At 37.4% G+C, this 22,658-nt stretch carries 22 protein-coding genes; 12 read left to right on the forward strand and 10 right to left on the reverse strand.

The features are described from left to right. Nucleotides 1-7: 7 nt before the first annotated feature. Together FIT70_RS05530 and FIT70_RS06945 are read left to right on the forward strand one after the other, a co-directional pair. The gene (locus FIT70_RS05530) at nt 8-1,159 is read left to right on the forward strand and encodes a JmjC domain-containing protein (protein WP_139931085.1); all 1,152 of its coding nucleotides are present in this window, start codon (nt 8-10) and stop codon (nt 1,157-1,159) included. Nucleotides 1,160-1,248: 89 nt separating this feature from the next. Next, nucleotides 1,249-1,380: a hypothetical protein gene (locus tag FIT70_RS06945; protein ID WP_262981973.1), complete on the forward strand. Its 132-nt coding sequence runs from the start codon at nt 1,249-1,251 to the stop codon at nt 1,378-1,380. 53 nt (nt 1,381-1,433) lie between these two features. Here the strand turns inward: FIT70_RS06945 and FIT70_RS05535 are convergent, their stop codons facing one another. From FIT70_RS05535 to dapA, 3 genes are read right to left on the reverse strand one after another with little or no spacing between them, the layout of a single operon-like run. Further along, entirely contained in the window at nt 1,434-2,204 is a 771-nt protein-coding gene (locus FIT70_RS05535; protein WP_139931087.1) for an MBL fold metallo-hydrolase, read from the reverse strand. Nucleotides 2,205-2,206: 2 nt separating this feature from the next. Beyond that, nucleotides 2,207-3,481, reverse strand: coding sequence for an outer membrane protein assembly factor BamC (gene bamC, locus FIT70_RS05540; protein WP_139931088.1), 1,275 nt, complete (start codon nt 3,479-3,481; stop codon nt 2,207-2,209). Then, nucleotides 3,478-4,356, reverse strand: a complete 879-nt coding sequence (gene dapA / locus FIT70_RS05545; protein ID WP_139931090.1) for a 4-hydroxy-tetrahydrodipicolinate synthase — start codon at nt 4,354-4,356, stop codon at nt 3,478-3,480. The genes bamC and dapA overlap by 4 nt, the downstream gene beginning before the upstream one ends. Before the next feature lie 239 nt (nt 4,357-4,595). Between dapA and rsxA the strand changes: the two genes are divergently transcribed. Genes rsxA through nth form a run of 7 tightly spaced genes read left to right on the forward strand, consistent with a single transcriptional unit; the run spans nt 4,596 to nt 10,189 of the window. Beyond that, nucleotides 4,596-5,177, forward strand: coding sequence for an electron transport complex subunit RsxA (rsxA, locus tag FIT70_RS05550; protein ID WP_139875876.1), 582 nt, complete (start codon nt 4,596-4,598; stop codon nt 5,175-5,177). Then, entirely contained in the window at nt 5,177-5,734 is a 558-nt protein-coding gene (gene rsxB, locus FIT70_RS05555; RefSeq protein WP_139868282.1) for an electron transport complex subunit RsxB, read from the forward strand. The genes rsxA and rsxB overlap by 1 nt, the downstream gene beginning before the upstream one ends. Beyond that, nucleotides 5,667-7,268: an electron transport complex subunit RsxC gene (gene rsxC, locus FIT70_RS05560; RefSeq protein WP_317615554.1), complete on the forward strand. Its 1,602-nt coding sequence runs from the start codon at nt 5,667-5,669 to the stop codon at nt 7,266-7,268. The genes rsxB and rsxC overlap by 68 nt, the downstream gene beginning before the upstream one ends. A gap of 1 nt (nt 7,269) precedes the next feature. Beyond that, a complete protein-coding gene (locus tag FIT70_RS05565) occupies nt 7,270-8,289 on the forward strand; it encodes an RnfABCDGE type electron transport complex subunit D (RefSeq protein ID WP_139931092.1) in 1,020 nt (339 codons plus the stop codon). Between the two features lie 4 nt (nt 8,290-8,293). After that, nucleotides 8,294-8,917 carry an electron transport complex subunit RsxG gene (rsxG, locus tag FIT70_RS05570; protein WP_139931094.1) on the forward strand — a complete coding sequence of 208 codons (624 nt, stop codon included), beginning with the start codon at nt 8,294-8,296 and terminating at the stop codon, nt 8,915-8,917. Next, nucleotides 8,914-9,543, forward strand: a complete 630-nt coding sequence (locus FIT70_RS05575) for an electron transport complex subunit E (RefSeq protein ID WP_139868288.1) — start codon at nt 8,914-8,916, stop codon at nt 9,541-9,543. The genes rsxG and FIT70_RS05575 overlap by 4 nt, the downstream gene beginning before the upstream one ends. 10 nt (nt 9,544-9,553) lie before the next feature. Continuing rightward, nucleotides 9,554-10,189 (forward strand): endonuclease III, encoded by a 636-nt coding sequence (gene nth / locus FIT70_RS05580; RefSeq protein WP_139874786.1) that lies wholly within the window; start codon nt 9,554-9,556, stop codon nt 10,187-10,189. Here nth and FIT70_RS05585 read toward each other — a convergent pair. From FIT70_RS05585 to FIT70_RS05595, 3 genes are read right to left on the reverse strand one after another with little or no spacing between them, the layout of a single operon-like run. Next, nucleotides 10,186-10,362 carry a DUF1289 domain-containing protein gene (locus FIT70_RS05585; RefSeq protein ID WP_139884647.1) on the reverse strand — a complete coding sequence of 59 codons (177 nt, stop codon included), beginning with the start codon at nt 10,360-10,362 and terminating at the stop codon, nt 10,186-10,188. The two genes, nth and FIT70_RS05585, sit on opposite strands and share 4 nt — an antisense overlap. Nucleotides 10,363-10,378: 16 nt before the next feature. Then, on the reverse strand, nt 10,379-13,048 hold the full coding sequence (gene secA, locus FIT70_RS05590) for a preprotein translocase subunit SecA (protein ID WP_139931096.1): 2,670 nt from the start codon (nt 13,046-13,048) through the stop codon (nt 10,379-10,381). Between the two features lie 36 nt (nt 13,049-13,084). Then, on the reverse strand, nt 13,085-13,975 hold the full coding sequence (locus tag FIT70_RS05595; protein WP_139931098.1) for a M23 family metallopeptidase: 891 nt from the start codon (nt 13,973-13,975) through the stop codon (nt 13,085-13,087). Between the two features lie 42 nt (nt 13,976-14,017). On the opposite strand from FIT70_RS05595, the gene FIT70_RS05600 reads away from it, so the two are divergent. The 3 genes from FIT70_RS05600 to FIT70_RS05610 all read left to right on the forward strand — a co-directional run bounded on the left by FIT70_RS05600 (nt 14,018) and on the right by FIT70_RS05610 (nt 17,375). Then, nucleotides 14,018-14,461 (forward strand): DciA family protein, encoded by a 444-nt coding sequence (locus FIT70_RS05600; RefSeq protein WP_139868298.1) that lies wholly within the window; start codon nt 14,018-14,020, stop codon nt 14,459-14,461. After that, complete coding sequence (locus FIT70_RS05605) at nt 14,451-15,248, forward strand: sulfite exporter TauE/SafE family protein (RefSeq protein ID WP_139931100.1); 798 nt, start codon at nt 14,451-14,453, stop codon at nt 15,246-15,248. The genes FIT70_RS05600 and FIT70_RS05605 overlap by 11 nt, the downstream gene beginning before the upstream one ends. 102 nt (nt 15,249-15,350) lie before the next feature. Continuing rightward, entirely contained in the window at nt 15,351-17,375 is a 2,025-nt protein-coding gene (locus FIT70_RS05610; protein ID WP_139868302.1) for a sodium-translocating pyrophosphatase, read from the forward strand. 54 nt (nt 17,376-17,429) lie between these two features. Here the strand turns inward: FIT70_RS05610 and FIT70_RS05615 are convergent, their stop codons facing one another. The 4 genes from FIT70_RS05615 to tkt form a co-directional block, all read right to left on the reverse strand. After that, nucleotides 17,430-18,329 carry a phosphoribosylaminoimidazolesuccinocarboxamide synthase gene (locus FIT70_RS05615; RefSeq protein ID WP_139931102.1) on the reverse strand — a complete coding sequence of 300 codons (900 nt, stop codon included), beginning with the start codon at nt 18,327-18,329 and terminating at the stop codon, nt 17,430-17,432. Beyond that, a complete protein-coding gene (locus tag FIT70_RS05620; RefSeq protein ID WP_139931104.1) occupies nt 18,330-19,505 on the reverse strand; it encodes a phosphoglycerate kinase in 1,176 nt (391 codons plus the stop codon). It abuts the gene before it with no gap. 10 nt (nt 19,506-19,515) lie between these two features. Then, nucleotides 19,516-20,535: a type I glyceraldehyde-3-phosphate dehydrogenase gene (gap, locus tag FIT70_RS05625; protein WP_139931106.1), complete on the reverse strand. Its 1,020-nt coding sequence runs from the start codon at nt 20,533-20,535 to the stop codon at nt 19,516-19,518. Nucleotides 20,536-20,604: 69 nt separating this feature from the next. After that, complete coding sequence (gene tkt / locus FIT70_RS05630; protein ID WP_139931108.1) at nt 20,605-22,596, reverse strand: transketolase; 1,992 nt, start codon at nt 22,594-22,596, stop codon at nt 20,605-20,607. Nucleotides 22,597-22,658: the final 62 nt, after the last annotated feature.

Raw genomic sequence — 22,658 nt, forward strand, 5'->3', positions numbered from 1 at the left:
AAATATTATGCGATTAAATCCTAAAAATCATATTCTAGGAAAGATATCTAACGATGTCTTTCTTAAAAAATATTGGCAAAAAAAACCTCTTTTAATTAGGGGTGCCATTAAGAATTTTAAATCTCCAATTACAGAAAAAGATCTTTTTAAAATCGCGCAAAACGAAACCGCAATATCTCGCCTTATTGAATGCAAGCATGGTATTTGGCAAGTCAAATATGGCCCTTTTAAAAAATCAGATCTCCCTAAAAAAACCAATACATCTTGGACAATGCTTGTACAAAATATTAACCATCATGTTCCTTTTGCTGAGTCATTTTTAAATCTTTTTAAATTTATTCCTTATGCTCGTCTTGATGATTTAATGGTGAGCTTTGCTACAAAAAAAGGGAGTGTCGGCCCTCATTATGACTCTTATGATGTATTTCTATTTCAAGCACATGGCGAAAGAGAATGGAAAATTAGTGATCAAAAGAAATTTTCTTTAGATAAAAAATCGGCTATTAAAATAATTACTAATTTTAAGACTAAAAATACATGGGTACTTAAGCCAGGTGACATGCTGTATTTGCCGCCCAATGTAGGTCACTGGGGTATATCTCAAAGTGATGATTGCCTAACTTATTCTATTGGATTCAGAGCGCCTGGTACATTTGAGATCCAATCTAAATTTTTAGATTTTATTCAAGATAACCTCATTACAAATCAAAATGATCTTTATAAAGATCCGAATTTAAATCTTCAAAAAAATCCTGCTGAAATCAATTTAAATATGATAAAAAAAATTCAGCAGATTGTGAATCAATTGCGCTGGAATGCGAAATCAATTAATACTTTTATTGGTCAATTACTGACAGAGCCAATTGAAGGAGCTGTTTTCGAGACTTCTAAACCTTTAACACTTGAAATCTTTAAAAAAGATCTTATAAGAAAACCACTTAAACTTAACCCAAAAACAAGAATGCTTTTTATAAAAAATAATTTTTATATCAACGGTGAGCTGATTGAGACTGATAAAAAGAGCGTCGTACATCTAAAGCAACTTGCAAATGACAGAGAAATATCAGTAAAGTCTACTTTGAACAAAAAGGATTTGAACGCTTTGGGGATAGTCTTGCTCCCCCTCTATCTCTCGGGATTTATTGATTTTATTGAATAATATTAACTATCTCGCTTATTTTGTTGTAGAATATTTGGTAGGGAGTCTTTCATAGGCCCCGAATTCAACATTAATTTTAAGGATTAAAAATGACACGTTCACTACTTATCGCTTTATTATTAGCTATTGGTTTAACTGCTTGCGGCAAAAAAGAAGAAGCTGCTCCTGCTGCTGATGCAGCTCCAGCTGCTGAAGCTGCTCCAGCTGCTGAAGCTAAGTAATAGATAATTAATCTATTGTTTTAATAAAAAAGCCGGTTTCTAACCGGCTTTTTTTATATCATCTGCCACGACGTTCCCTCAGCTTGAGTTGCAATCTTTATCCAGTCTCGTTCACATCCTATTTTTCCTACAATAGCTTCTTTCACTAAGTCCTCAGTATTATTTTTCTCACTTAGATGTGCGGCTACAAGATGCTTTAATTGTTTAAATTGAATTTTTCCCAAAATATCAGCCGCTGTTTGATTGTCTAAATGACCCAGTTTGCCACTTATTCTTTTCTTTAGACTGTATGTATATTCGCTTGATTCAAGCAAGTTAAGATCATGATTAAATTCTATAATGAGGGCATCGAGCTGCTGAAGCATATTTTCAATATGAGGCGTTGAAGTGCCTGTATCCGTTAAAATGCCTAATTTACGATTACCATCACTCAATGTAAATTGAGTCGGTTCTCTTGCATCATGAGGGACTGGAAAGGGTTGAATTGTAAAGTCTTCTATTTCAAATGCATTGTGGCTATCAATCATATGGAAATCAATTTCATAAGATTTAATCATATGTTTTTCACACATTTTGAAAGTCCCATAAGAGAGCCAAATGGGAATCTTAAATTTGTTGGCTAGTTTAAAAGCGCCTTTGACGTGATCTTCATGCTCATGCGTTAGTAGGATTCCTGTAATATTTTCAGGAGTCTCATTAAGCCGATCTAATCGAGATACGACATCTTGAATTGCAAAACCACAATCAACCATTAAAAGTGATTTTTTTTGCTTAACTACAAATGAATTACCAGCACTTCCGCTACCTAAAGATGCGAATTGCATCTTTATTTCAATTGATCATAAAGAAGTGAGATGATTCGATTTGCGGTAGAAGAGTTATTTTTCTTGCCGTCCTGATGTTCAATGACAACTTGAGAACCCCCATTGTCTATAGAGACGATCTTAATCCGATATTGTTTTTCTGGATTAGTTTTTTCTTTCTCACTACCGCCCCAGAATTTAAGCCTTTCAGATAATGGCTTTTCTTTAGTTTGGCTTGTATCCTTAGTTTGCTTATCTTTTTTATCGTCGTCACTCCAAAATATAAGGGAATCTATGACACCTTTTTTCTTCTTAGGGCTATCATCAATATCCACATCGGCATATTTTACAAAATAGATTCCGTTTGATCTGTCTTTATCTTCAATCACAAATCCAATAATGTCTAAAGCTAAGCCAACTCTGCGCCACGCACGGTCAAATGGATCTTGAATTTCGAGAGAGGTACTTCCATCCGCCTCTTTTTTGATTTCAGCTCTCTTTTGACTGACAGGTGCTGCAATAATTTCTTTTGCTCGCTTATCTGCTACGCCGAGCTTTACCATCAGTCTTCGAAGAAGCTCAGCATCTAACTCACCATCTTTAGAATCGACTTTTGTACCCTCTTGAGTTTTAGTATCATTTTTATAGCCTAAATCAACGACACCAATAGTAGTTTGAAGCCTTTCCTTTCCATCTTCTGCAATATCGATTCCTCGATGAGTCATATAAATTTCAGTCGTACCTTCTTGAAGTCCACGCTCAAGACGAGTTCTAAATTTTTTACGATTAGCTTTAGCCACTGACAGAGCATCAAACCAATCATCCATTTTGTCTAAGACATTTTTATTATCATTAATTTTGAGATCAGTTTCTTTTATCCATTCTGTTTCCATAACACCTGTTTCAGGATTTTCTTTTCTTACGGCAAATCCCATTTCTTCCCAAAAATCTCTTATTACTGGCCATATTTTCTCTGCAGGTGCATTAACGACGAGCCATCTTTGAGCACCCGCTTTTATAATCTTCATACCCTCTGGATTAGGTAAGATTTTTGGCTGACCATTATCTTGTACCTGGCCACTTTTAAATTCTGAATAGCTCGTAGAGCCTGGAATCGCATATGCATCATTAGTTGTAGCTGAAGTTAAATCAGGAGGCACTTCTAGTGGGCGAGATCTCCCAGTCGCTTTATAGTCAGGCGCCGTGACTTGTTCTACAAAAGGAATATTTTCGCAGCCATTCAAGAGTAAGAATAACGGTAGTGCATAGAGCCATTTACTTTGCGCGATTAATTTCATTGAATATGAGCTTCCTTCATAGCAGTTTGAATAATTTTGTGATGCTCTTGATTAAGTTCCACTAAAGGTAATCGAATGCCCTCTTTAATAAGACCCATTGTTTTAAGTGCCCATTTTACAGGGATTGGATTCGACTCTATAAATAGATTTGTGTGAAGAGAAAACAATTGCTGATTGATTTCGATGGCTTTTTCGTTCTGTTTAGACATGACACAAGCGTACATTTCATGCATTAATTTAGGGGCGATATTTGCTGTAACGGAAATAACGCCTTTGCCACCAAGAAGCATAAAGGATAGCGCGGTAGCATCATCACCACTTATAACTGAAAAATGGGATGGCAATCTTTTAATAAGATCTATGCCCCGAGTCATATCTCCCGTTGCATCTTTAATACCAACAATATTAGGAATTTCGCTCAATTTTAATACTGTATCGTTTTGTAAATCACAGCCTGTTCTAGAAGGGACGTTATAAAGAATTTGATCAATGGCAACCTCATTAGCAATCTTAGTGAAGTGCTGCAAAAGTCCTGCCTGATTAGGTTTGTTGTAATAAGGTGTCACCAACAAACAAGCATCTGCACCCAGACGTTTTGCTTCTTTTGTGAGGTCTATAGCTTCAAGAGTTGAGTTTGCACCTGTGCCCGCTATGACTGGAATTCTTTTGTTAGCGTGCTTTACCGTCGTTTCAATAAGCTGACAATGCTCTTCATAACTCACTGTGGGCGATTCGCCCGTTGTGCCTACAATAACAATGCCATCTGTACCTTCATTAATATGAAAATCAATTAACCCATGAAGCGCTTGGATATCAAGACTTCCATCAGGAAACATTGGGGTAACAATTGCAACAATACTGCCTTGAGGTGACATGAGATTGGCTATTAATTAGTAAAGTCGCTATTTTAACTTAAATAGCTAAACACCAAAAAAATTGATCATGTACTATATATAAAATAGTTATATTACTATAAAACTTTATTCTTTGAAGTAATATAGAATTATTGGTATATTTCAAGTGGAAAAAAGATCCTAAACTTTCCAAAAGACATAATAGTCATAGTTCTGAGCTATAAATATTTTCTGCAATTTTAAACGTATAATTTAACTTTATGATTCAACACTATTTCTTAATCATCATTAGCACGGTATTAGTCAATAATATTGTGTTAGTAAAAATATTAGGGCTTTGCCCTTTTATGGGGGTATCTAAGAAACTAGAAACATCAGTCAGCATGTCTGCTGCCACCGCTTTTGTATTAACTATAGGCTCAATGACAAGCTGGGCAATTAATCATTACCTTCTTGAGCCAAATGATCTTGTCTACTTAAGAACGCTTTCATTTATTTTAGTCATTGCGGGTGTTGTCCAATTCACTGAAATGTTAATGGAAAAAAACTTTCCATTGCTTTATCAATTACTGGGTATTTTTCTACCTCTCATCACTACCAATTGTGCTGTATTAGGCATCCCTCTTTTAAATGCGCAATCAAGCCATACTCTTATAGAATCCGCATTATTTGGATTCGGCGGTGCTATTGGTTTTTCAATAGTGCTCATTCTATTTGCATCCATAAGAGAGCGTTTAGAAGGCGCTGAAATACCAGTGCCATTCAAAGGGACTGCAATAGCGCTTGTAACAGCCTCCATTATGAGTCTTGCATTTATGGGATTCGCGGGCTTGGATCGTTAATGGTTACCGCACTTCTTGTGATGATTTTTCTCGCCATCCTTTTAGGATTGGTCTTAGGTTATTCCGCCATTAGATTTAAAGTGGATGGCGATCCTATGGTTGCCAGAATTGACGCTATTCTTCCTCAGACACAATGTGGCCAATGTGGCTTCCCAGGTTGCAAACCATACGCCAATGCGATTGCTAAAGGCGAAGCTGATATTAACCAATGTCCTCCTGGAGGCGATGCTGGCGCTAAAGCTTTAGCAGAACTCATGGGGGTGGAGTTTAAACCGCTCAATCAAGAACATGGTGTTCAGAAGCCAAAATCGGTTGCACTTATCGATGAAGCTACTTGCATCGGATGCACTTTATGTATTCAAGCATGTCCAGTAGATGCTATCTTGGGAGCAGCAAAACAAATGCATACTATTATCGCAAGCGAATGCACCGGCTGCGAATTATGCTTACCTCCATGTCCAGTAGACTGCATTACCATGGAGCCCGTTCATGAAAATTCTGCATCATGGAAATGGAAATATCCTATCTATAATATTCAAAAAACTCAAAAGGCCTGATGGGTTTGTTATGCAATTAGAAAATATTTTTAAATTTAATGGTGGCGTTCATCCGGATGAAAACAAAACTGTATCAACTCGCCTTCCTATTGCAAAATTACCTATCCCAAAGAAATTAATACTTCCTTTAAGGCAGCATGTCGGTCATGTTGCAAAACTTAAAGTCAAGCCCGGCGATCAAGTCCTTAAAGGTCAAATTATTGCCGAAGCTGATGGTAATATTTCCGCGGCGATTCATGCGCCCACATCTGGGAAGGTCGTAAAAATCAGTGAGGAAATACTCCCTCATCCATCCGGCCTGCCTGATTTTTGTATCACAATCGAACCAGACTTTAAAGACACATGGGTTGAAAAAAAACCAATCTCATGGAAAACACTCGACCGCAATAAATTAATTGAAGCGATTTCTCAGTCAGGAATTGTAGGTTTAGGTGGCGCAGTATTTCCAACCCACATGAAATTAAAAATAAATCAAAGTCAGCTCATCAATACTTTAGTTATTAATGCTGCAGAGTGCGAACCATTCATCACTTGTGACGATATGTTAATGAGAGAAAGAGCTGATGAAATTATTCAAGGGTCATTAATTGCCCAAACGATCCTTGGCGCAAAAGAGTGTGTAGTCGGTATCGAAAATAATAAAACAGAAGCCTATGAAGCGCTAAAAAAAGCAGCTCAAAAAACGTCCATTGAAATTAAAGTAGTTCCAACACTTTATCCAAGCGGCGATGCAAAAAGACTTATTTATCTCTTAATGGGTACAGAAGTTCCGAAAGAAAAGCGCTCTGTAGATTTGGGTATTCAAGTATTTAATGTAGCTACGGTAGCAGCTATCTATAGATATCTTGAATTTGGCGAGCCATCTATCAGTCGAATTATAACAATCACAGGGGCCGTTAAAGTACCTCAAAATTATGAAGCATTATTCGGAACACCTTTATCAGAACTCATAATTGCTGCAGGTGGCTCTCCGAACAAAACAAAAAAATTTATTATGGGTGGTCCTATGATGGGATTTGATTTGCCATCAATTCATGTGCCTGTAACTAAAGCGATGAATTGTGTCATCGAAAGTTCGCCAGAATTATTTCCTGCGCCAAAACCTGTGATGCCATGTATTCGTTGTGCTCGATGTGCCGATGCCTGCCCAGTTAACTTACAGCCTCAAGAATTATATTGGTTTTCAAAATCTTCTCAGCTTGAAAAAGCCAGAGATTACAATTTATTCGATTGTATTGAATGTGGATGCTGTACTTATGTTTGCCCAAGTAATATTCCACTCGTACAATTTTATAGATATGCAAAGAGTGAAATTATTGCGCAAGATAAATCGAAAGAAGCTGCAAACACAGCCAGAGAAAGAAATGACTTTAGGCTTGCAAGAATAGAAAGGGAGAAAAAAGAACGTGCTGAAAGAAATGCACAAAAAGCCCTAGGAGCTCAGGAAAAGCAAGCTATTGATGAGAAAAAATCAACGATTGCTGCGGCTATGGAAAGAGTTAAACAAACCCAACAAGAAAATATAAAAAACTAATATGGAAAATAGATCTCCTTACGTTGTTAATGCGCCTTCAATCAGCATAATTATGCTTAAGGTTTTGCTTGCTCTCATTCCTGGTATAGCTTTGTATGTTTATGTTTTTGGTATAGGCGTCATTATAAATATTCTTCTCGCATCTGTTACAGTCATATTGACTGAATGTGCCATTCTTGCCATAAGAAAATTACCGATCAAACCGTTTATTCTAGATGGCAGCGGACTCGTCACTGCTTGGCTTCTCGCCCTCTCTATTCCATCCATAGCCCCTTGGTGGATTATTGTCTTAGGTACAATTCTTTGTATTATTTTTGGTAAGCATTTATACGGCGGACTCGGCTATAACTTATTTAATCCAGCCATGGTGGGATACGCAATCTTACTTATTTCGTTTCCGTCGATTATGACGCACTGGCAAATACCTTCCAATCTGATGATTGGTCATACGGACTGGCTGGATCAAATTAAAGTTATTTTTAATAGCAACTTATTGTCGAAAGAAACCCTCGATGCAATGAGCTCTGCGACCCCTCTTGATTACATTAAAACGCAACTGACTTTGAATCAACCTTTAGCAACGATTCAACAAGACAAAATATTTGGTTTTGTTGGTGGAAGAGGATTAGAGTTGATTAATTTAGGTTATCTTGCTGGTGGTCTTTATATGCTAAAAGAGAAAATTATTTCATGGCATTTACCCGTTGCTTTTTTATCCACCTTATTTGTTTCAGCTTTACTCTTTAATATCATTTCACCTGATACATTTGCTTCTCCACTTTTCCACATTATAAGCGGTGGCAGTATCCTCTGCGCTTTCTTTATTATCACCGATCCAGTAAGCGCCCCAACAACGCCTAAAGGAAAAATCTATTTTGGTATGGGAATAGCTTTATTAGTGCTTATCATTCGACTTTTCGGCGGCTATCCAGAGGGGATTGCATTTGCGGTATTGTTTTTAAATATCTGCGTGCCTCTTATTGATAGTCTTACTCAACCAAGAATTTTCGGTCATAAATAAATATATGTTTAAAGATCACTTTAAGAAAATATCAATCACCGCAACAACTATGATTATCTTTTCTTTGGCAGCATCAACGGCTCTAAGTATTTTCTACTTTGTGACAAAATCTCCAATTGAGGAAAGCGACGCAAAAGCAAAAAGAATTTTTTTAAACCAAGTAATTCCGGCGAATCTTTATGATAATAATCTCGTCAAAGATACAATCTCTATTGAGCCCAATTCCCTCCTCGGAAACAAAAAAAATATTGATGTTTATCGAGCAAAAAAAAATAATCAAGTGATTGCCGTGATTATTGAGACTATTGCGCCTGATGGCTACAGTGGTGAAATCAAAACACTTGTAGGTATTGATCAAGAAGATAAAATACTGGGTGTAAGAGTTATTACCCACAAAGAAACACCTGGCTTGGGGGATTATATTGAGATTGACAAAAGCCAGTGGATTAAAAATTTTGATTTCAAATCTTTAGATAAATTATCAGAAAAACAATGGGCCGTTAAAAAAGATGGTGGTGATTTTGACTATGTGTCTGGGGCAACGATTACGTCTCGAGCTGTCGTTAAATCGACGTACAAATGTCTTCTTTACTCAAAAGAAAATAAAAAAAGGCTATTTGCATCATGAGCGATATTAAGAAAATTGCATTTGATGGATTTTGGAAGCAAAATCCAGGAGTGGTTCAACTGCTTGGACTATGCCCGACTCTTGCTGTCACAACATCTGTGATCAATGGCTTAAGTCTTGGTATAGCAACAGCCCTTGTAATGGCTGCATCAAACGCCTCTGTCTCGCCGATTAGAAAATTTATACCCACTGAAATTAGGGTGCCTGTTTTTATTCTTATCATAGCTTCACTTGTAACAATCATCGATTTCAGCATTCATGCTTATATTCATCCGCTTTACAAAGCTTTAGGCATTTTCATTCCTCTGATTGTTACAAACTGTATTGTATTAGCGCGCGTTGAATCTTTTGCAGCCAAGAATGAAACAGCCCCTTCTTTTTTTGATGGCCTTTTTATGGGTCTTGGTTTAGCTCTGGTGTTGGCACTTCTTGGTGGAATGAGGGAATTTTTTGGTAAAGGTACTTTATTTTCTGGTATTGATCTCATATTTGGCGCTTCTACCAGCAATCTAGTGATTCATTTTTTTAGTGATTACAACGGTTTTCTTTTGGCTATCTTACCTCCCGGAGCATTTATTGGGCTGGCTTGTCTCATCGCACTAAAAAATCGTATCGAAACACGTTAGTCCATTTCCTATGAATCCTCAAAAGCGATTTAAAATTTTTGAGGCGCTATCTAAAGCTACACCCCATCCTACGACAGAGCTTATTTACCAGACACCTTTCCAGCTTCTGATCGCAGTTATTTTATCTGCTCAAGCCACTGATAAATCAGTCAATAAAGCAACCTTGTTGTTGTTTAGTAAAGCGCCTAATGCAAAACAACTTGCCCAAATGAAATTAAGCGATGTTGAGCTTTGTATAAAAACAATTGGGTTATATAAAACAAAAGCTAAAAACATACTTGAAACTGCGAAGATCATCAATAAAGAATTTCAAGGTGAAATACCTCAAGATCGATTAGCTCTTGAAGCGCTTCCTGGGGTAGGAAGAAAAACTGCGAACGTTATTTTAAATACTATCTTTAATGAGCCGACTATTGCAGTAGACACTCATATATTTAGGATTGCGAATCGCATTAACTTAGCACCAGGAGAAAATGTGCTTCAAGTAGAAAAAAAATTAATTAAATTAACGCCTAAAGAATTTTTGCAAGATGCGCATCATTTATTGATACTACACGGAAGATACACTTGTATTGCAAGACAACCAAAATGTGGTGTTTGCGTCATTTATGATTTATGCGAATATAAGAAAAAGCTTAAAAACTAAAACGAAATAAGCTTAATCTGTCTTTCAGATGCTAATTCAACAATCTCTTTTTTTTGTGTTTCATCTAACGCTATCCATTGAGCAATTTCATCTTGGCTTCTAAAACACCCTTCACAAAAATGGTGCTCTTTATTGATGAGACAAACGCCAATACAAGGAGATTCAATCAACATAATTAACTTTCTTTAACTATTCTAAAGCGCCATGGCAATGTTTATATTTTTTATCGCTTCCGCATGGACATGGGTCATTTCTACCCACTTTAGGTAACACATCTTCTGTGTCAGCTTTTTTGCTCGATGACTTTTTAACTTCATCTTTATTTTTTTTATCAATCTCATTAACTTCATCTTCATTCTTAATCTTCACGACCATCGTAATACGAGTCACCTCAGACTTAACCGTATCTAGAAGATACCCAAATAATTCAAAAGCTTCTTTCTTGTATTCTTGTTTTGGGTTTTTTTGCGCATAAGAACGTAAATGAATCCCTTGCCTTAAATGATCAAGTGAAGATAAATGCTCTCTCCAATGGTGATCTATACTTTGCAACATAACCGTTTTTTCAAAATGTCGAATGACATCCGGGCCTACCAAAGATTCTTTTTCTTGATATTGTTTATTCGCAAGAGAAATAACTCTTTCATAAATGTCTTCAATATTAATCTGGGGTTCTTTTTCAATCCATCCTTGGATAGAAAGACTTAATCCGTAATCTGAGAATAAGACTTTTTCTAAGGAAGGAATATCCCACATGTCTTCCATGCTGCCTTGAGGAATATGACTTTGTGAAAGGTTGCGAAGAACGTCAGCTCTCATTGCTGACACTGTTTCAGCAGTTTGATCTGAATCAAGCAATTCATTTCTTTGCTCATAAATCACTTTTCTTTGGTCATTTGCAACATCATCATATTCAAGTAACTGTTTCCTGATATCAAAATTACGACCCTCGACTTTTCTTTGTGCATTTTCAATGGCTTTTGTGACCCATGAATGTTCGATCGCTTCACCTTCTGGCATTTTTAGCTTTTCCATAATGGCTGACACGCGATCAGATGCAAATATTCTTAATAGCGAATCTTCTAATGATAAGTAGAAACGACTCGAGCCAGGGTCTCCTTGCCTTCCTGCACGGCCTCTTAATTGATTATCTACACGTCTTGATTCATGTCTTTCAGTGCCGATAATATGAAGACCGCCTGCTTTAACTACTAAGCTGTTTTGTTCTTTCCATGCATCTCTAATATCTTTAATTGCTTTTTCTTTTTTGCTTTCAGTTAATTTATCGTTTAATTTAATTTCATGAATATCAGCCTCGATACTTCCACCAAGTACAATATCTGTTCCGCGACCTGCCATATTCGTCGCAATAGTAATCATCCCAGGACGGCCTGCTTGCGCAATAATATGCGCTTCTTTTTCATGATGTTTTGCATTCAATACTTGATGTTTTAATTTTACTTTTGTAAGTAATGCTGAAATGAGCTCTGAATTTTCAATCGAAGTAGTTCCTACTAATACGGGCTGATCAATTTTTTGACATGCTTTAATATCTTCAATCACGGCAGCATATCTCTCTTGTGAAGTGCGATACACTTTATCCATCATATCTTTTCTTTGCGTGGTTCGATGCGGAGGAATAATGATGGTTTCTAGTCCATAGATTTGATTAAATTCAAAAGCCTCAGTATCAGCTGTGCCTGTCATACCAGATAATTTCTCATACATCCTAAAATAATTTTGGAATGTAATAGAGGCTAGCGTTTGATTTTCTTTTTGTATCTCAACGCCTTCTTTTGCTTCAACAGCTTGATGAATACCTTCTGACCATCTGCGGCCAGGCATCATTCTTCCGCTAAACTCATCGACAATAATGATGCTATTGTCTTTCACCACGTAATGTTGATCTTTGTTGAATAGGTTTCTAGCTTTTAATGATGCGTTGATATGGTGAACGAGCGAAATATTGGTTGCATCGTATAAGCTCGACTCCTCAGACAATAGACCTGCTTTAATTAATAGCTTCTCTACATTCTCATGACCACTCTCGGACAGAACTACTTGATGTGCTTTTTCATCTATCCAATAATCACCGCCTTCTTCTTCGGTTTTTTGTTTGGAAAGCTTTGCCACAACTAAATTAATTTTAGTATAAAGATCAACGTTATCTTCAGCCTGCCCTGAAATGATTAAAGGTGTCCGCGCCTCATCAATTAAAATTGAATCAACTTCATCTACTAAACCGTAATGTAACTTTCTCTGAACACGCTCTTCTTTAGAGAAGATCATATTATCTCTGAGATAGTCAAAACCAAATTCGTTGTTTGTGCCATAGGTAATGTCAGCCTCATAAGCTTTTTTCTTCTCTTCGCTTGAAATATTAGATAGATTAATACCTACTTCAAGACCTAAGAATCTATAAATCTGGCCCATCCATTCTGCATCTCTTTTTGCAAGATAATCATTTACAGTAATGACATGAACGCCCTTACCCAAAAGCGCATTAAGGTAAATCGGTAAAGTTGCAACAAGCGTCTTACCTTCACCTGTTCGCATTTCTGAAATTTTTCCGTCATGAAGCGCCATGCCGCCAATGAGCTGAACATCGAAGTGTCTCATTTCTAATACGCGTCGACTTGTCTCTCTGACAACAGCAAAAGCCTCAATTAATAAATCATCTAACTTTTGTCCTTCGTTAAGCCGTTTTTTAAATTCAGTGGTCTTAGCTTTTAAAGCTGCATCACTAAGTTTTTTAGTTGCATCTTCTAGTGTATTTATTTGCTGGGCTTTTTTGCCATAATCTTTGAGAAGCCTGTCGTTTCTGCTTCCAAATAAATTCTTAACAAGGGTCTTTAACATAATGTGAATATTCTTAATCGAAATAATTTGAAATAATTAATATTGTAGATATTTTCGAGGATCTAAAGACTCACCATTCATTCTGATTTCATAATGAAGATGAGGGCCTGTCGACCTTCCAGTATTGCCTACTAATGCTACAACTTGATTCTTTTTAATGCGATCACCTTCTTTAACTAATAATTTAGACGCGTGCGCATATCTTGTTTCAAGGCCAGATCCATGAGAGATCCTAACCATATTGCCATACTCAGGCGTGACTTCAGCTGCTATCACTATGCCTGCAGCAGTTGCCTTAATGGGCTGGCCAGCGTCTGCACTAAAATCTAATCCTTCATGAAAAGCCCTAACACCTAAAAAAGGATCTACTCTCCAGCCATAGCTAGATGAATTAAAAGGAGCGTTAACCGGTGAAGCATTTGGCAAAGTATCTTTAAAAACACTTTGTTTTAGATAAATGGCTTCTAAATTATTGTAGTGCTCTTCGTGTTTTTCAATATCAAGCGTTAACTTATCAATAAATGACTGAAGCTCAGCTTCTGAAAAATTCTTTCCAGGCACAAAAGGACCCCCTTGGCCAGATGATTTGATAGGGGCTGGTTTGGGAATTTTTTCATTTGTTTTTAATTTTTCATTAGCAAAGTCTTGCAGTCTTTGAGATTGATTATCTATGCGCATCAATCGGGCCTGGAGCTCGCCAATTTGAGTTGCATAAACATCTAAATTCTTTTGAAAACTTCCCAAATTAAGGTCAAGCTTAAGATTAATTAATGATTTTTTTTCTTCAACGTCGCCGTTATATTTTGAATCAAGCCAGCTAATCCCTTGAATGAAACCAATAAAGAACAAAAATAGTATGGCAATAAAAGTCACTAAATGGACACTTTTTGGCTTTGATGTACTATTTGTTACAAAGATAATTCGCATTGAAATCTAAAATTTAGCTTAAATAATAGATAATTATAACTTATGAAGCCCGTGAACAAGCTTTTGGAAAGTGAAGTATTTTCCTTGATTAGAGAGAAAAATCGCTCTATTTCTGGCTACCAAAAGCTATGGTCTATCAAAGCTCCAAGCAAACTAGCCCCTTTATCTCATGTCGGTGGAATTCAGGATGATGTTTTGACCATTTATGTTGAAAATAGTGGCATTGCGAGCAAATTAAAATTTATCGAGTCCACGCTGCTTAAGGACTTGAATGAAGGCATTAAAAAAGAAATCCCCTTTGCTAATCCTATTAAATCCTTAAAAATAAAATTAGTAATTAAAAACTCCAAAATCACCCCGCCTCGTGATAAAAGCTTTCCTGCTCAAGCTAAATTTGCCTTAGAAAATTTATTAAATAACCTCGAAGATTCACCTTTAAGGCATCGCCTTATTAGATTGATTAAACATCATACCAATGCTGACTGAAGCAATCATCCTTATCCTTGCTGGAAGTATCGTCGGGATTTTATCAGGGCTTCTAGGTATTGGCGGAGGCCTTATCATCGTCCCCGTCCTGACGTTTGTCTTAGTCCATTTTCATCAACTTGCCTTTGATCAATCGATTTTAATGGCAATTGGGACATCACTCGCTTCCATTGTTTTTACAGGAGGGATGTCAAGCTTCTACCATACAAAACGAAATAATATGAACTGGTCGACAGCCGGTCCCTATATTCCTGGGGTTTTATTAGGCTCAACTATTATGGCTTTTGTCATGCCTCATTTAAATATCACACTTATTAAACATGTTTTTATTGCCTATACTTTTCTTGCTGCCTATGAGATTTTTAAGGCACCTATAATCAAAAGTGTTGTTCAATTGCCGTCGGTATTTCTTGCTAATATTTATGGATTTACCATCGCTTCTATCTCGACCGTTATTGGGATTGGAGGCGGAACAATGTTTGTACCTTATTTCATTTATCATAAAGTTAATCCACGGCTTGCTGTCGGACTTGCAAGCTCATTAGGCATATTTATCGGGTTAGGCGCTTCTTTTGGATTTATCAAAAATGGCTTACATGGTAGCCATTTTCCTCAATTTAGTATCGGTTACATCTATCTACCTGGACTTATATTGATGACATCCTCAAGTCTCATTTTTGTTAGATTAGCAACAAAATGGATTCATCAAATTTCTGTTTTATCATTAAAAAAAATATTCGCTTGTTTATTATTTTTAATCGGCTTGTCAATGATTTTCGCAGGATAATTTGTAATTAAAATATCTAGTTTTCTAGTCACAAAGTTATTGAATGTGATAATTTATTAAATTAGTTTTTCATTTTAAGATTTCCAAAATTTAGGAGAATGTATGTCAGAACTTAACCTTATTATTGGCGCAGCACTATTGGCAATTCTTTATGGTGCAGTGATGAGCGCTTGGATATTTAAACTGCCTGCTGGCAATGCAAAAATGCAAGAAATTGCCCTGGCTATTCAAGAAGGGGCAAAGGCTTATCTCGCAAGACAATACAAAGCCATATCGATCGTAGGTGTCGTGCTAGCCATTTTAATTGGCATCTTTATTTCAAAGGATACTGCGTTAGGTTTTGTTGTAGGCGCTTTCCTATCGGGTGCTTGCGGGTTTATTGGCATGAATGTCTCAGTCAAAGCGAATGTCAGAACAGCACAAGCCGCCACAAAAGGCATCGTTCCAGCACTTGATGTAGCTTTTAAAGGTGGTGCTATCACGGGTTTATTAGTCGTTGGGCTTGGGCTTCTCGGAGTCACTGGGTTTTATATGTACTTAGGTGGGGCTGACGCAACTAATTTAAATCCTCTTATTGGGCTCGCTTTTGGTTCCTCACTTATTTCAATTTTTGCCCGTTTAGGTGGTGGAATATTTACTAAGGGCGCTGATGTAGGTGCTGACTTAGTAGGTAAAGTTGAAGCTGGTATTCCAGAAGATGATCCAAGAAATCCTGCTGTGATTGCAGATAACGTCGGTGACAATGTGGGTGATTGCGCAGGTATGGCAGCAGATTTATTTGAAACTTATGCAGTAACTTTAATTGCAACCATGCTCCTTGGTGGTCTCGTGATTACAAATAGTGGCGCAAGCGGAATTATTTATCCGCTTCTATTGGGTGCAGCTTCTATCGTGACATCGATTGTTGGATGTTTCTTTGTAAGAGCAACGCCTAAAATGAAAAATGTAATGCCTGCTTTATATAAAGGTCTCATCGTTGCCGGTGGACTTTCACTTATAGCTTTCTACTATGTAACAAACTTTGTATTTCCTGAAGGCGTTTCAATCCAAGATGTAAATGTTTCATCTATGGCTTTATTCCAAGCATGTATCGTAGGCCTAGTGCTAACAGCAGCTTTAGTATGGATTACGGAATATTATACGGGCACAGATTATGAGCCAGTAAGACACGTTGCACGTGCTTCTAAAACTGGTCACGCAACAAATATTATTGCTGGCATTGGCATCTCAATGAAATCAACAGCCTTGCCTGTAATATCTGTTTGTATTGCAATTTTCGTATCTCATCATCTTGCAGGTCTTTATGGTGTCGCAGTTGCTGCTACATCCATGTTAAGTATGGCGGGTATTATTGTGGCATTAGATGCTTACGGTCCTATAACCGATAACGCAGGTGGCATTGCTGAAATGGCCGGCCTACCTAAAAGCGTTCGTGATGTGACTGATCCATTAGATGCTGTTGGCAATACAACTAAAGCAGTTACTAAAGGTTATGCGATTGGCTCAGCCGGTCTTGCAGCGCTTGTTCTTTTTGCAGACTACACACATAAATTAGAATCGGTAGGTATTGCAACTACATTTGATCTAAGTGACCCGTTAGTTATTATTGGATTAATTATTGGTGGCCTTATCCCTTACCTTTTTGCTGCGATGGCTATGGAAGCTGTAGGAAGAGCCGCAGGTGCAGTCGTTGAAGAAGTAAGACGTCAATTCAAAACGATTAAAGGCATTATGACTGGTAAAGGCAAACCTGATTATGCGCGCGCCGTAGATATGTTAACGACAGCAGCAATTAAAGAAATGATTGTGCCTTCATTGCTTCCTGTTGCAGTGCCAATTGTTGTAGGTTTAACTTTAGGTCCTAAAGCATTAGGCGGTCTTCTCATGGGAACGATTGTGACCGGTTTATTTGTAGCTATCTCGATGTGCACAGGTGGTGGTGCTTGGGATAATGCAAAAAAATATATTGAAGATGGTAACCATGGCGGTAAAGGTTCAGAAGCCCATAAAGCAGCCATTACAGGAGATACCGTAGGTGATCCGTACAAAGATACTGCTGGCCCAGCTATTAATCCGCTTATTAAAATTATAAATATAGTGGCTCTTCTTATTGTGCCGCTTCTGTAATTGTTAAATGAAAAAAGGCGCCTTAATCAAGGCGCCTTTTTTATTTCATTCAATTTACTTTTTAATGTCTTGGCCTGTAAGTTTTTTAAAGGCTTCTAAATATTTTTGACTTGTTTTGTTAATAACATCTTCGGGTAATGAAGGGGGCGGCGGTGTTTTATTCCATCCGCTATTTTCTAGCCAGTCCCTAATAAATTGCTTATCAAAACTTGGCTGAGAAGCGCCTTCGCGATATTGATCTAGCGGCCAAAACCGAGAAGAATCTGGCGTTAATATTTCATCAATAAGCACTAAACGATTTTGATCATCCAAACCAAATTCAAACTTAGTGTCTGCGATAATAATGCCCTTTGTGAGAGCGAAGTTTGATGCTTCTTGATATAACTTAATACTAATTTCTTGAATTTGGGATGCAATATCTTTTCCGACACGAGCTTCGCATTCCTCATATGAAATATTTTCATCGTGACTGCCAACTGCTTCTTTGCTTGAAGGTGTAAATATAGGCTCACTTAATTTTGCAGACTCTTTTAAACCTTGTGGAAGTTTTATGCCACACACTGATTGTGTTTTTTGATAATCTTTCCAGCCACTACCTGACAAATAACCTCGGACAATTGCTTCAATAGGTAACGCCTTTAATTTTCGCGCCACAATGGCGCGATTTTTTACTTGAATTACTTCATTTTCAGCTACGACGCTTTCCGGGGCAATTCCAGACAAATGATTTGCAACGACAAAAGAGAGTTTATTAAACCAAAAATCAGCCATTTGCGTAAGAACAAATCCCTTAAATGGAATCGGCTCACTCATTACAACGTCAAATGCAGATAGTCGATCTGTTGTAACAATCAATAGATGTTTATCATCAATTTCATAAATATCTCTTACCTTGCCTTTGTGAAGTAAAGGCAGACTCTTAATTGATGTCGCTATTAATTGATTTTCTGGCATTTAGAATCTTCTTTCTAAGATTTCAATTGCAGGAAGTTTTTTGCCTTCTGCAAACTCTAAAAATGCGCCACCTGCTGTTGAAATATATGAAATATCTTTTGCAACTTTAAATTTTTCAATTGCAGCAATAGTGTCACCACCGCCTGCTAATGAAAATGCGGGCGAGTCTGCAATTGCTCGCGTCATTGTTTCAGTACCTTTTGCAAATTGATCGAATTCAAATACACCGATAGGACCGTTCCAAATGATAGTTTTAGCATTTTGAATACATTTCACAATTGTATCCACCGAGTCTTTTCCTAGATCAAAGATCATGTCATCTTTGTTAATGTCTTTAATATTTTTTGTGGTGGCTCTTTCATTTGCGTCTAATTTCTTACCACAAACAACATCGGAAATAATAGGCAACGATGCACCACGCTTAGATAGTTTATCAATAATTTTTTTTGCTGCAGGTACGAGTTCTTCTTCGAACAAAGAGCTACCGACTTCAAAACCCATCGCTTTGATAAAAGTATTTGCAATTCCACCGCCAACAATAAGCTGATCAACTTTGTCAGACAATGTATCTAATATACTTAACTTAGATGAGACTTTACTACCCCCTACAATAGCAATCATAGGTCTTGAGGGGTTTAATAAGGCTTTTTCAAGGGCTTCTAGTTCAGCCAAAAATAGAATACCTGCACATGCAATATCTACGTGTTCTGCAATACCATAAGTTGATGCTTCTTTGCGATGTGCCGTCCCAAATGCATCCATGACAAAAATATCTGCGAGTGAAGCGTATTTTTTTGCTAAAACTTCATCATTTCGTTTTTCGCCAATATTAAATCTACAATTCTCTAAAACTACTAGCTGGCCTGGAGCTGTATCAAAGGGAGTAATAGCCCAATCTGACACAAGACGCACTGGATAATCAAGATGATTTTTTAAGAACTCTACTACAGGCTTTAACGAATCACTCTCATTAAATTTTCCCTCTTCAGGCCTGCCTAGGTGAGATGTCACCATAACACTTGCGCCTTTTTGAAGTGCAAATGTAATGCTCGGAATTGAAGCTAGAATTCTTTTAGGGGAGGTAATTTTTCCATCTTGAATAGGGACATTCAAGTCAGAGCGAATAAAAACTCTTTTATCTTTAAGATTTAAATCGACTAGTTTTTTGATGTTCATTAATCAAATATTATTTGGCAGCAATCATAGCCAAAGCTGTATCAATCATTCGACAGCTAAACCCCCACTCATTGTCATACCACCCAAAAACTTTTACGAGCAATCCATCCTCACTCACTTTGGTGAGATTAGCATCAAAATGAGATGAGGCTTCTGTGTGATTGAAATCAACAGATACCAATGGCTCGTCATTGTAAATTAATATACCTTTTAATAGGCCTTGGTTGGCTGCTTCTTTCATGATGCGATTTACTTCTTCTTTTGATGTCGTTTTTTTAGGTGTGAAAGTAAGCTCTACTAATGATACATTTAATGTAGGTACTCTAATTGCAATACCATCAAGCTTACCTTTTAATTCAGGTATGACTAATGCAACGCTCTCTGCGGCACCTGTTTTGGTAGGAATCATAGAGGCTGTTGCAGAACGCGCTCTTCTTAGATCTTTATGTTGATTGTCATTTAAATATTGGTCATTTGTATATGAGTGAATGGTTGTCATAAGTCCTGTGACAATCCCCAGTTTTTCATGCAATGGTTTTACCATTGGCGCTAAGCCATTCGTTGTGCAAGAAGCATTAGAAACAATAAGGTCAGAAGCTTTTAAAGTAAGATGGTTTACGCCATAAACAATAGTTGCATCAACATCTTTATCTCCCGGTGAAGAAATCAATACTTTCTTAGCGCCTTGTTTCAAATGTATGTTCGATTTTTCTTTACTAGTAAAAGCACCGGTACATTCCATAACCACGTCTACATTTAATTCACCCCAAGGTAAGTCTTCAGGATTCCTTGTGCTATAAAATTTAATAACATCACCATTTATAATAATTTCATGGTCATTGGTTTTGATGTCAGCATTAAATTTTCCATGCGCGCTATCGTATTTTAATAAATGGGCATTAGATGCTGTATCACCCCGACTCGAATTAATAGCAACTACTTTAATATCTTGATGATTTAACTCATAAATCGCTCTTAATATTAAACGGCCTATTCTTCCAAATCCTGTGATTGCTATCTTAACTGCCATAAAGATTTCCTCGGTAAAAAATAAGGCATCTCAAAATTGAGATGCCTTATTAAACTTACTCAATAATAATTACAGAATTGATTTAACAGTTGAAACAACATTTTCTACTGTAAATCCAAAGTGTTTAAATAATGCGCCGCCAGGAGCTGATTCGCCAAATGTATCGATACCAACAGCTGCGCCGTCTAAACCAATATATTTTCTCCAGAAGTCGGTCACACCCGCTTCAATCGATACACGTTTTACACCTTTAGTTAATACGCTATCTTTGTATGCCTGATCTTGGCGATCATATACATTTGTTGATGGCATAGAAACAACACGTGCTTTGATATTTTGCTCTTTTAATGCCGCTTGTGATTTCAATGCAAGATCGACTTCTGATCCAGTTGCTATCAGAATGATATCTGCCTTGCCACCTTCAGCTTCTGATAATACATAAGCGCCTTTGCGAATTAAATCAATTTGCGCATCAGTTCTTTTTGTAAATGAAGTATTTTGTCTGCTTAATACTAAGCTTGTTGGGTTATGAATGCTTTCAACTGCAACTACCCATGCTACTGCTGTTTCAGTTGAGTCTGCTGGTCTCCATACATCCATTCTAGGAATGTAACGAAGACCTGAGGTAGTTTCGATCGGTTGATGTGTTGGGCCATCTTCACCTTGACCAATCGAGTCATGCGTTAAAACATAGATCACTCTTTGTTTCATAAGCGCTGCCATTCTCATGCCGTTCTTCATATAGTCTGTAAATATATGGAAAGTGCCACCGAATGGAAGCACGCCACCATGAAGCGCCATGCCATTCATAATAGCTGCCATACCAAATTCACGTACGCCATAGGAAATATAATTACCTGGTGTTTTGCCGCTTACGTGCTGGAATGATGAACAGCTTGTTAAGTTAGACCCTGTTAAGTCTGCTGAACCGCCCACAAATTCTGGCAACATTGGCGCAAGCGCAGCAATAGCATTTTGTGAGGCTTTACGTGTCGCTAATACTTCAGCTTTTTCATTTACTGATTTAATCATGGCATCAGTTGATGCTTTCCAATTTTTTGGAAGATCGCCTTTCATGCGACGTTTAAATTCAGCAGCTAAATCTGGAAATTCTTTTTCATAAGCCGCGAATTTATCATTCCATGCTGCTTCAGCTTTAGCACCTTTATCTTTAGCGCTCCATCCTGCGTATACGTCTTCAGGAATTACAAAAGGATCGTGCTTCCAACCAATGGCTTCTCTTGTAGCTGCGACTTCAGCATCACCTAATGCTGATCCATGACAATCATGTGATCCAGATTTATTAGGTGAGCCTTTGCCAATAATAGTTTTGCAACAAATTAATGATGGCTTGTCTGTTATTTTCTTCGCCGCTTCTACTGCTTTGTTAATGGCTTCAAAATCATGGCCATCTACATTTGGAATTACATGCCAACCATATGATTCGAAACGTTTGGCTGTATCGTCCGTATACCAACCTTCGATGTGACCATCGATAGAAATTCCATTGTCATCCCAGAATGCAATTAAATTTCCAAGGCCCCATGTTCCTGCAAGGGCAGAAGCCTCATGAGAAACTCCTTCCATCATGCAACCATCACCTAAAAATACATATGTGTGGTGATCTACAATTTTATGATTAGGTTTATTAAATTGGTTAGCAAGTAATTTTTCTGCCATTGCAAAACCTACCGCATTGCTTATGCCTTGTCCTAAAGGCCCTGTGGTTGTTTCTACACCTGGTGCATAACCGTATTCGGGGTGGCCTGCACACTTAGAATGAAGTTGACGAAATGTTTTGATTTCATCCATTGGTAAATCGTAACCTGTGAGATGAAGCAATGAATAAATCAACATCGAACCATGTCCATTCGAAAGAATAAAACGATCACGATTAGCCCAGTTTGGATTAGAAGGGTTATGTTGTAAATGATGATTCCATAAAACTTCGGCAATTTCAGCCATACCCATAGGCGCGCCTGGGTGACCTGAGTTTGCTTTTTGAACTGCATCCATTGATAACGCACGAATCGCGTTAGCTAAATCTTGACGTGTTGCCATTATTGCCTCCCGAAATTGACAGCATTACAAATATTTTTTAAGTATTTGCGTACTAAATGTAA

This window comes from Candidatus Methylopumilus universalis (assembly GCF_006364435.1).
GTDB classification, from domain to species: Bacteria; Pseudomonadota; Gammaproteobacteria; order Burkholderiales; family Methylophilaceae; genus Methylopumilus; species Methylopumilus universalis.

What these genes read in the sequence shown, in the direction of transcription:
- FIT70_RS05605 (WP_139931100.1), top strand. Translation starts at nt 14,451, where the DNA reads ATGCTGACTGAAGCAATCATCCTTATCCTTGCTGGAAGTATCGTCGGG.
- gap (WP_139931106.1), bottom strand. Translation starts at nt 20,535, where the DNA reads ATGGCAGTTAAGATAGCAATCACAGGATTTGGAAGAATAGGCCGTTTA.
- tkt (WP_139931108.1), bottom strand. Translation starts at nt 22,596, where the DNA reads ATGGCAACACGTCAAGATTTAGCTAACGCGATTCGTGCGTTATCAATG.
- FIT70_RS05600 (WP_139868298.1), top strand. Translation starts at nt 14,018, where the DNA reads ATGAAGCCCGTGAACAAGCTTTTGGAAAGTGAAGTATTTTCCTTGATT.
- rsxA (WP_139875876.1), top strand. Translation starts at nt 4,596, where the DNA reads ATGATTCAACACTATTTCTTAATCATCATTAGCACGGTATTAGTCAAT.
- rsxC (WP_317615554.1), top strand. Translation starts at nt 5,667, where the DNA reads ATGAAAATTCTGCATCATGGAAATGGAAATATCCTATCTATAATATTC.
- FIT70_RS05610 (WP_139868302.1), top strand. Translation starts at nt 15,351, where the DNA reads ATGTCAGAACTTAACCTTATTATTGGCGCAGCACTATTGGCAATTCTT.
- FIT70_RS05595 (WP_139931098.1), bottom strand. Translation starts at nt 13,975, where the DNA reads ATGCGAATTATCTTTGTAACAAATAGTACATCAAAGCCAAAAAGTGTC.
- FIT70_RS05620 (WP_139931104.1), bottom strand. Translation starts at nt 19,505, where the DNA reads ATGAACATCAAAAAACTAGTCGATTTAAATCTTAAAGATAAAAGAGTT.
- rsxG (WP_139931094.1), top strand. Translation starts at nt 8,294, where the DNA reads ATGTTTAAAGATCACTTTAAGAAAATATCAATCACCGCAACAACTATG.
- FIT70_RS05565 (WP_139931092.1), top strand. Translation starts at nt 7,270, where the DNA reads ATGGAAAATAGATCTCCTTACGTTGTTAATGCGCCTTCAATCAGCATA.
- nth (WP_139874786.1), top strand. Translation starts at nt 9,554, where the DNA reads ATGAATCCTCAAAAGCGATTTAAAATTTTTGAGGCGCTATCTAAAGCT.
- FIT70_RS05585 (WP_139884647.1), bottom strand. Translation starts at nt 10,362, where the DNA reads ATGTTGATTGAATCTCCTTGTATTGGCGTTTGTCTCATCAATAAAGAG.
- secA (WP_139931096.1), bottom strand. Translation starts at nt 13,048, where the DNA reads ATGTTAAAGACCCTTGTTAAGAATTTATTTGGAAGCAGAAACGACAGG.
- FIT70_RS05530 (WP_139931085.1), top strand. Translation starts at nt 8, where the DNA reads ATGCGATTAAATCCTAAAAATCATATTCTAGGAAAGATATCTAACGAT.
- FIT70_RS05575 (WP_139868288.1), top strand. Translation starts at nt 8,914, where the DNA reads ATGAGCGATATTAAGAAAATTGCATTTGATGGATTTTGGAAGCAAAAT.
- FIT70_RS05615 (WP_139931102.1), bottom strand. Translation starts at nt 18,329, where the DNA reads ATGCCAGAAAATCAATTAATAGCGACATCAATTAAGAGTCTGCCTTTA.
- bamC (WP_139931088.1), bottom strand. Translation starts at nt 3,481, where the DNA reads ATGAAATTAATCGCGCAAAGTAAATGGCTCTATGCACTACCGTTATTC.
- rsxB (WP_139868282.1), top strand. Translation starts at nt 5,177, where the DNA reads ATGGTTACCGCACTTCTTGTGATGATTTTTCTCGCCATCCTTTTAGGA.
- FIT70_RS06945 (WP_262981973.1), top strand. Translation starts at nt 1,249, where the DNA reads ATGACACGTTCACTACTTATCGCTTTATTATTAGCTATTGGTTTAACT.
- FIT70_RS05535 (WP_139931087.1), bottom strand. Translation starts at nt 2,204, where the DNA reads ATGCAATTCGCATCTTTAGGTAGCGGAAGTGCTGGTAATTCATTTGTA.
- dapA (WP_139931090.1), bottom strand. Translation starts at nt 4,356, where the DNA reads ATGTCACCTCAAGGCAGTATTGTTGCAATTGTTACCCCAATGTTTCCT.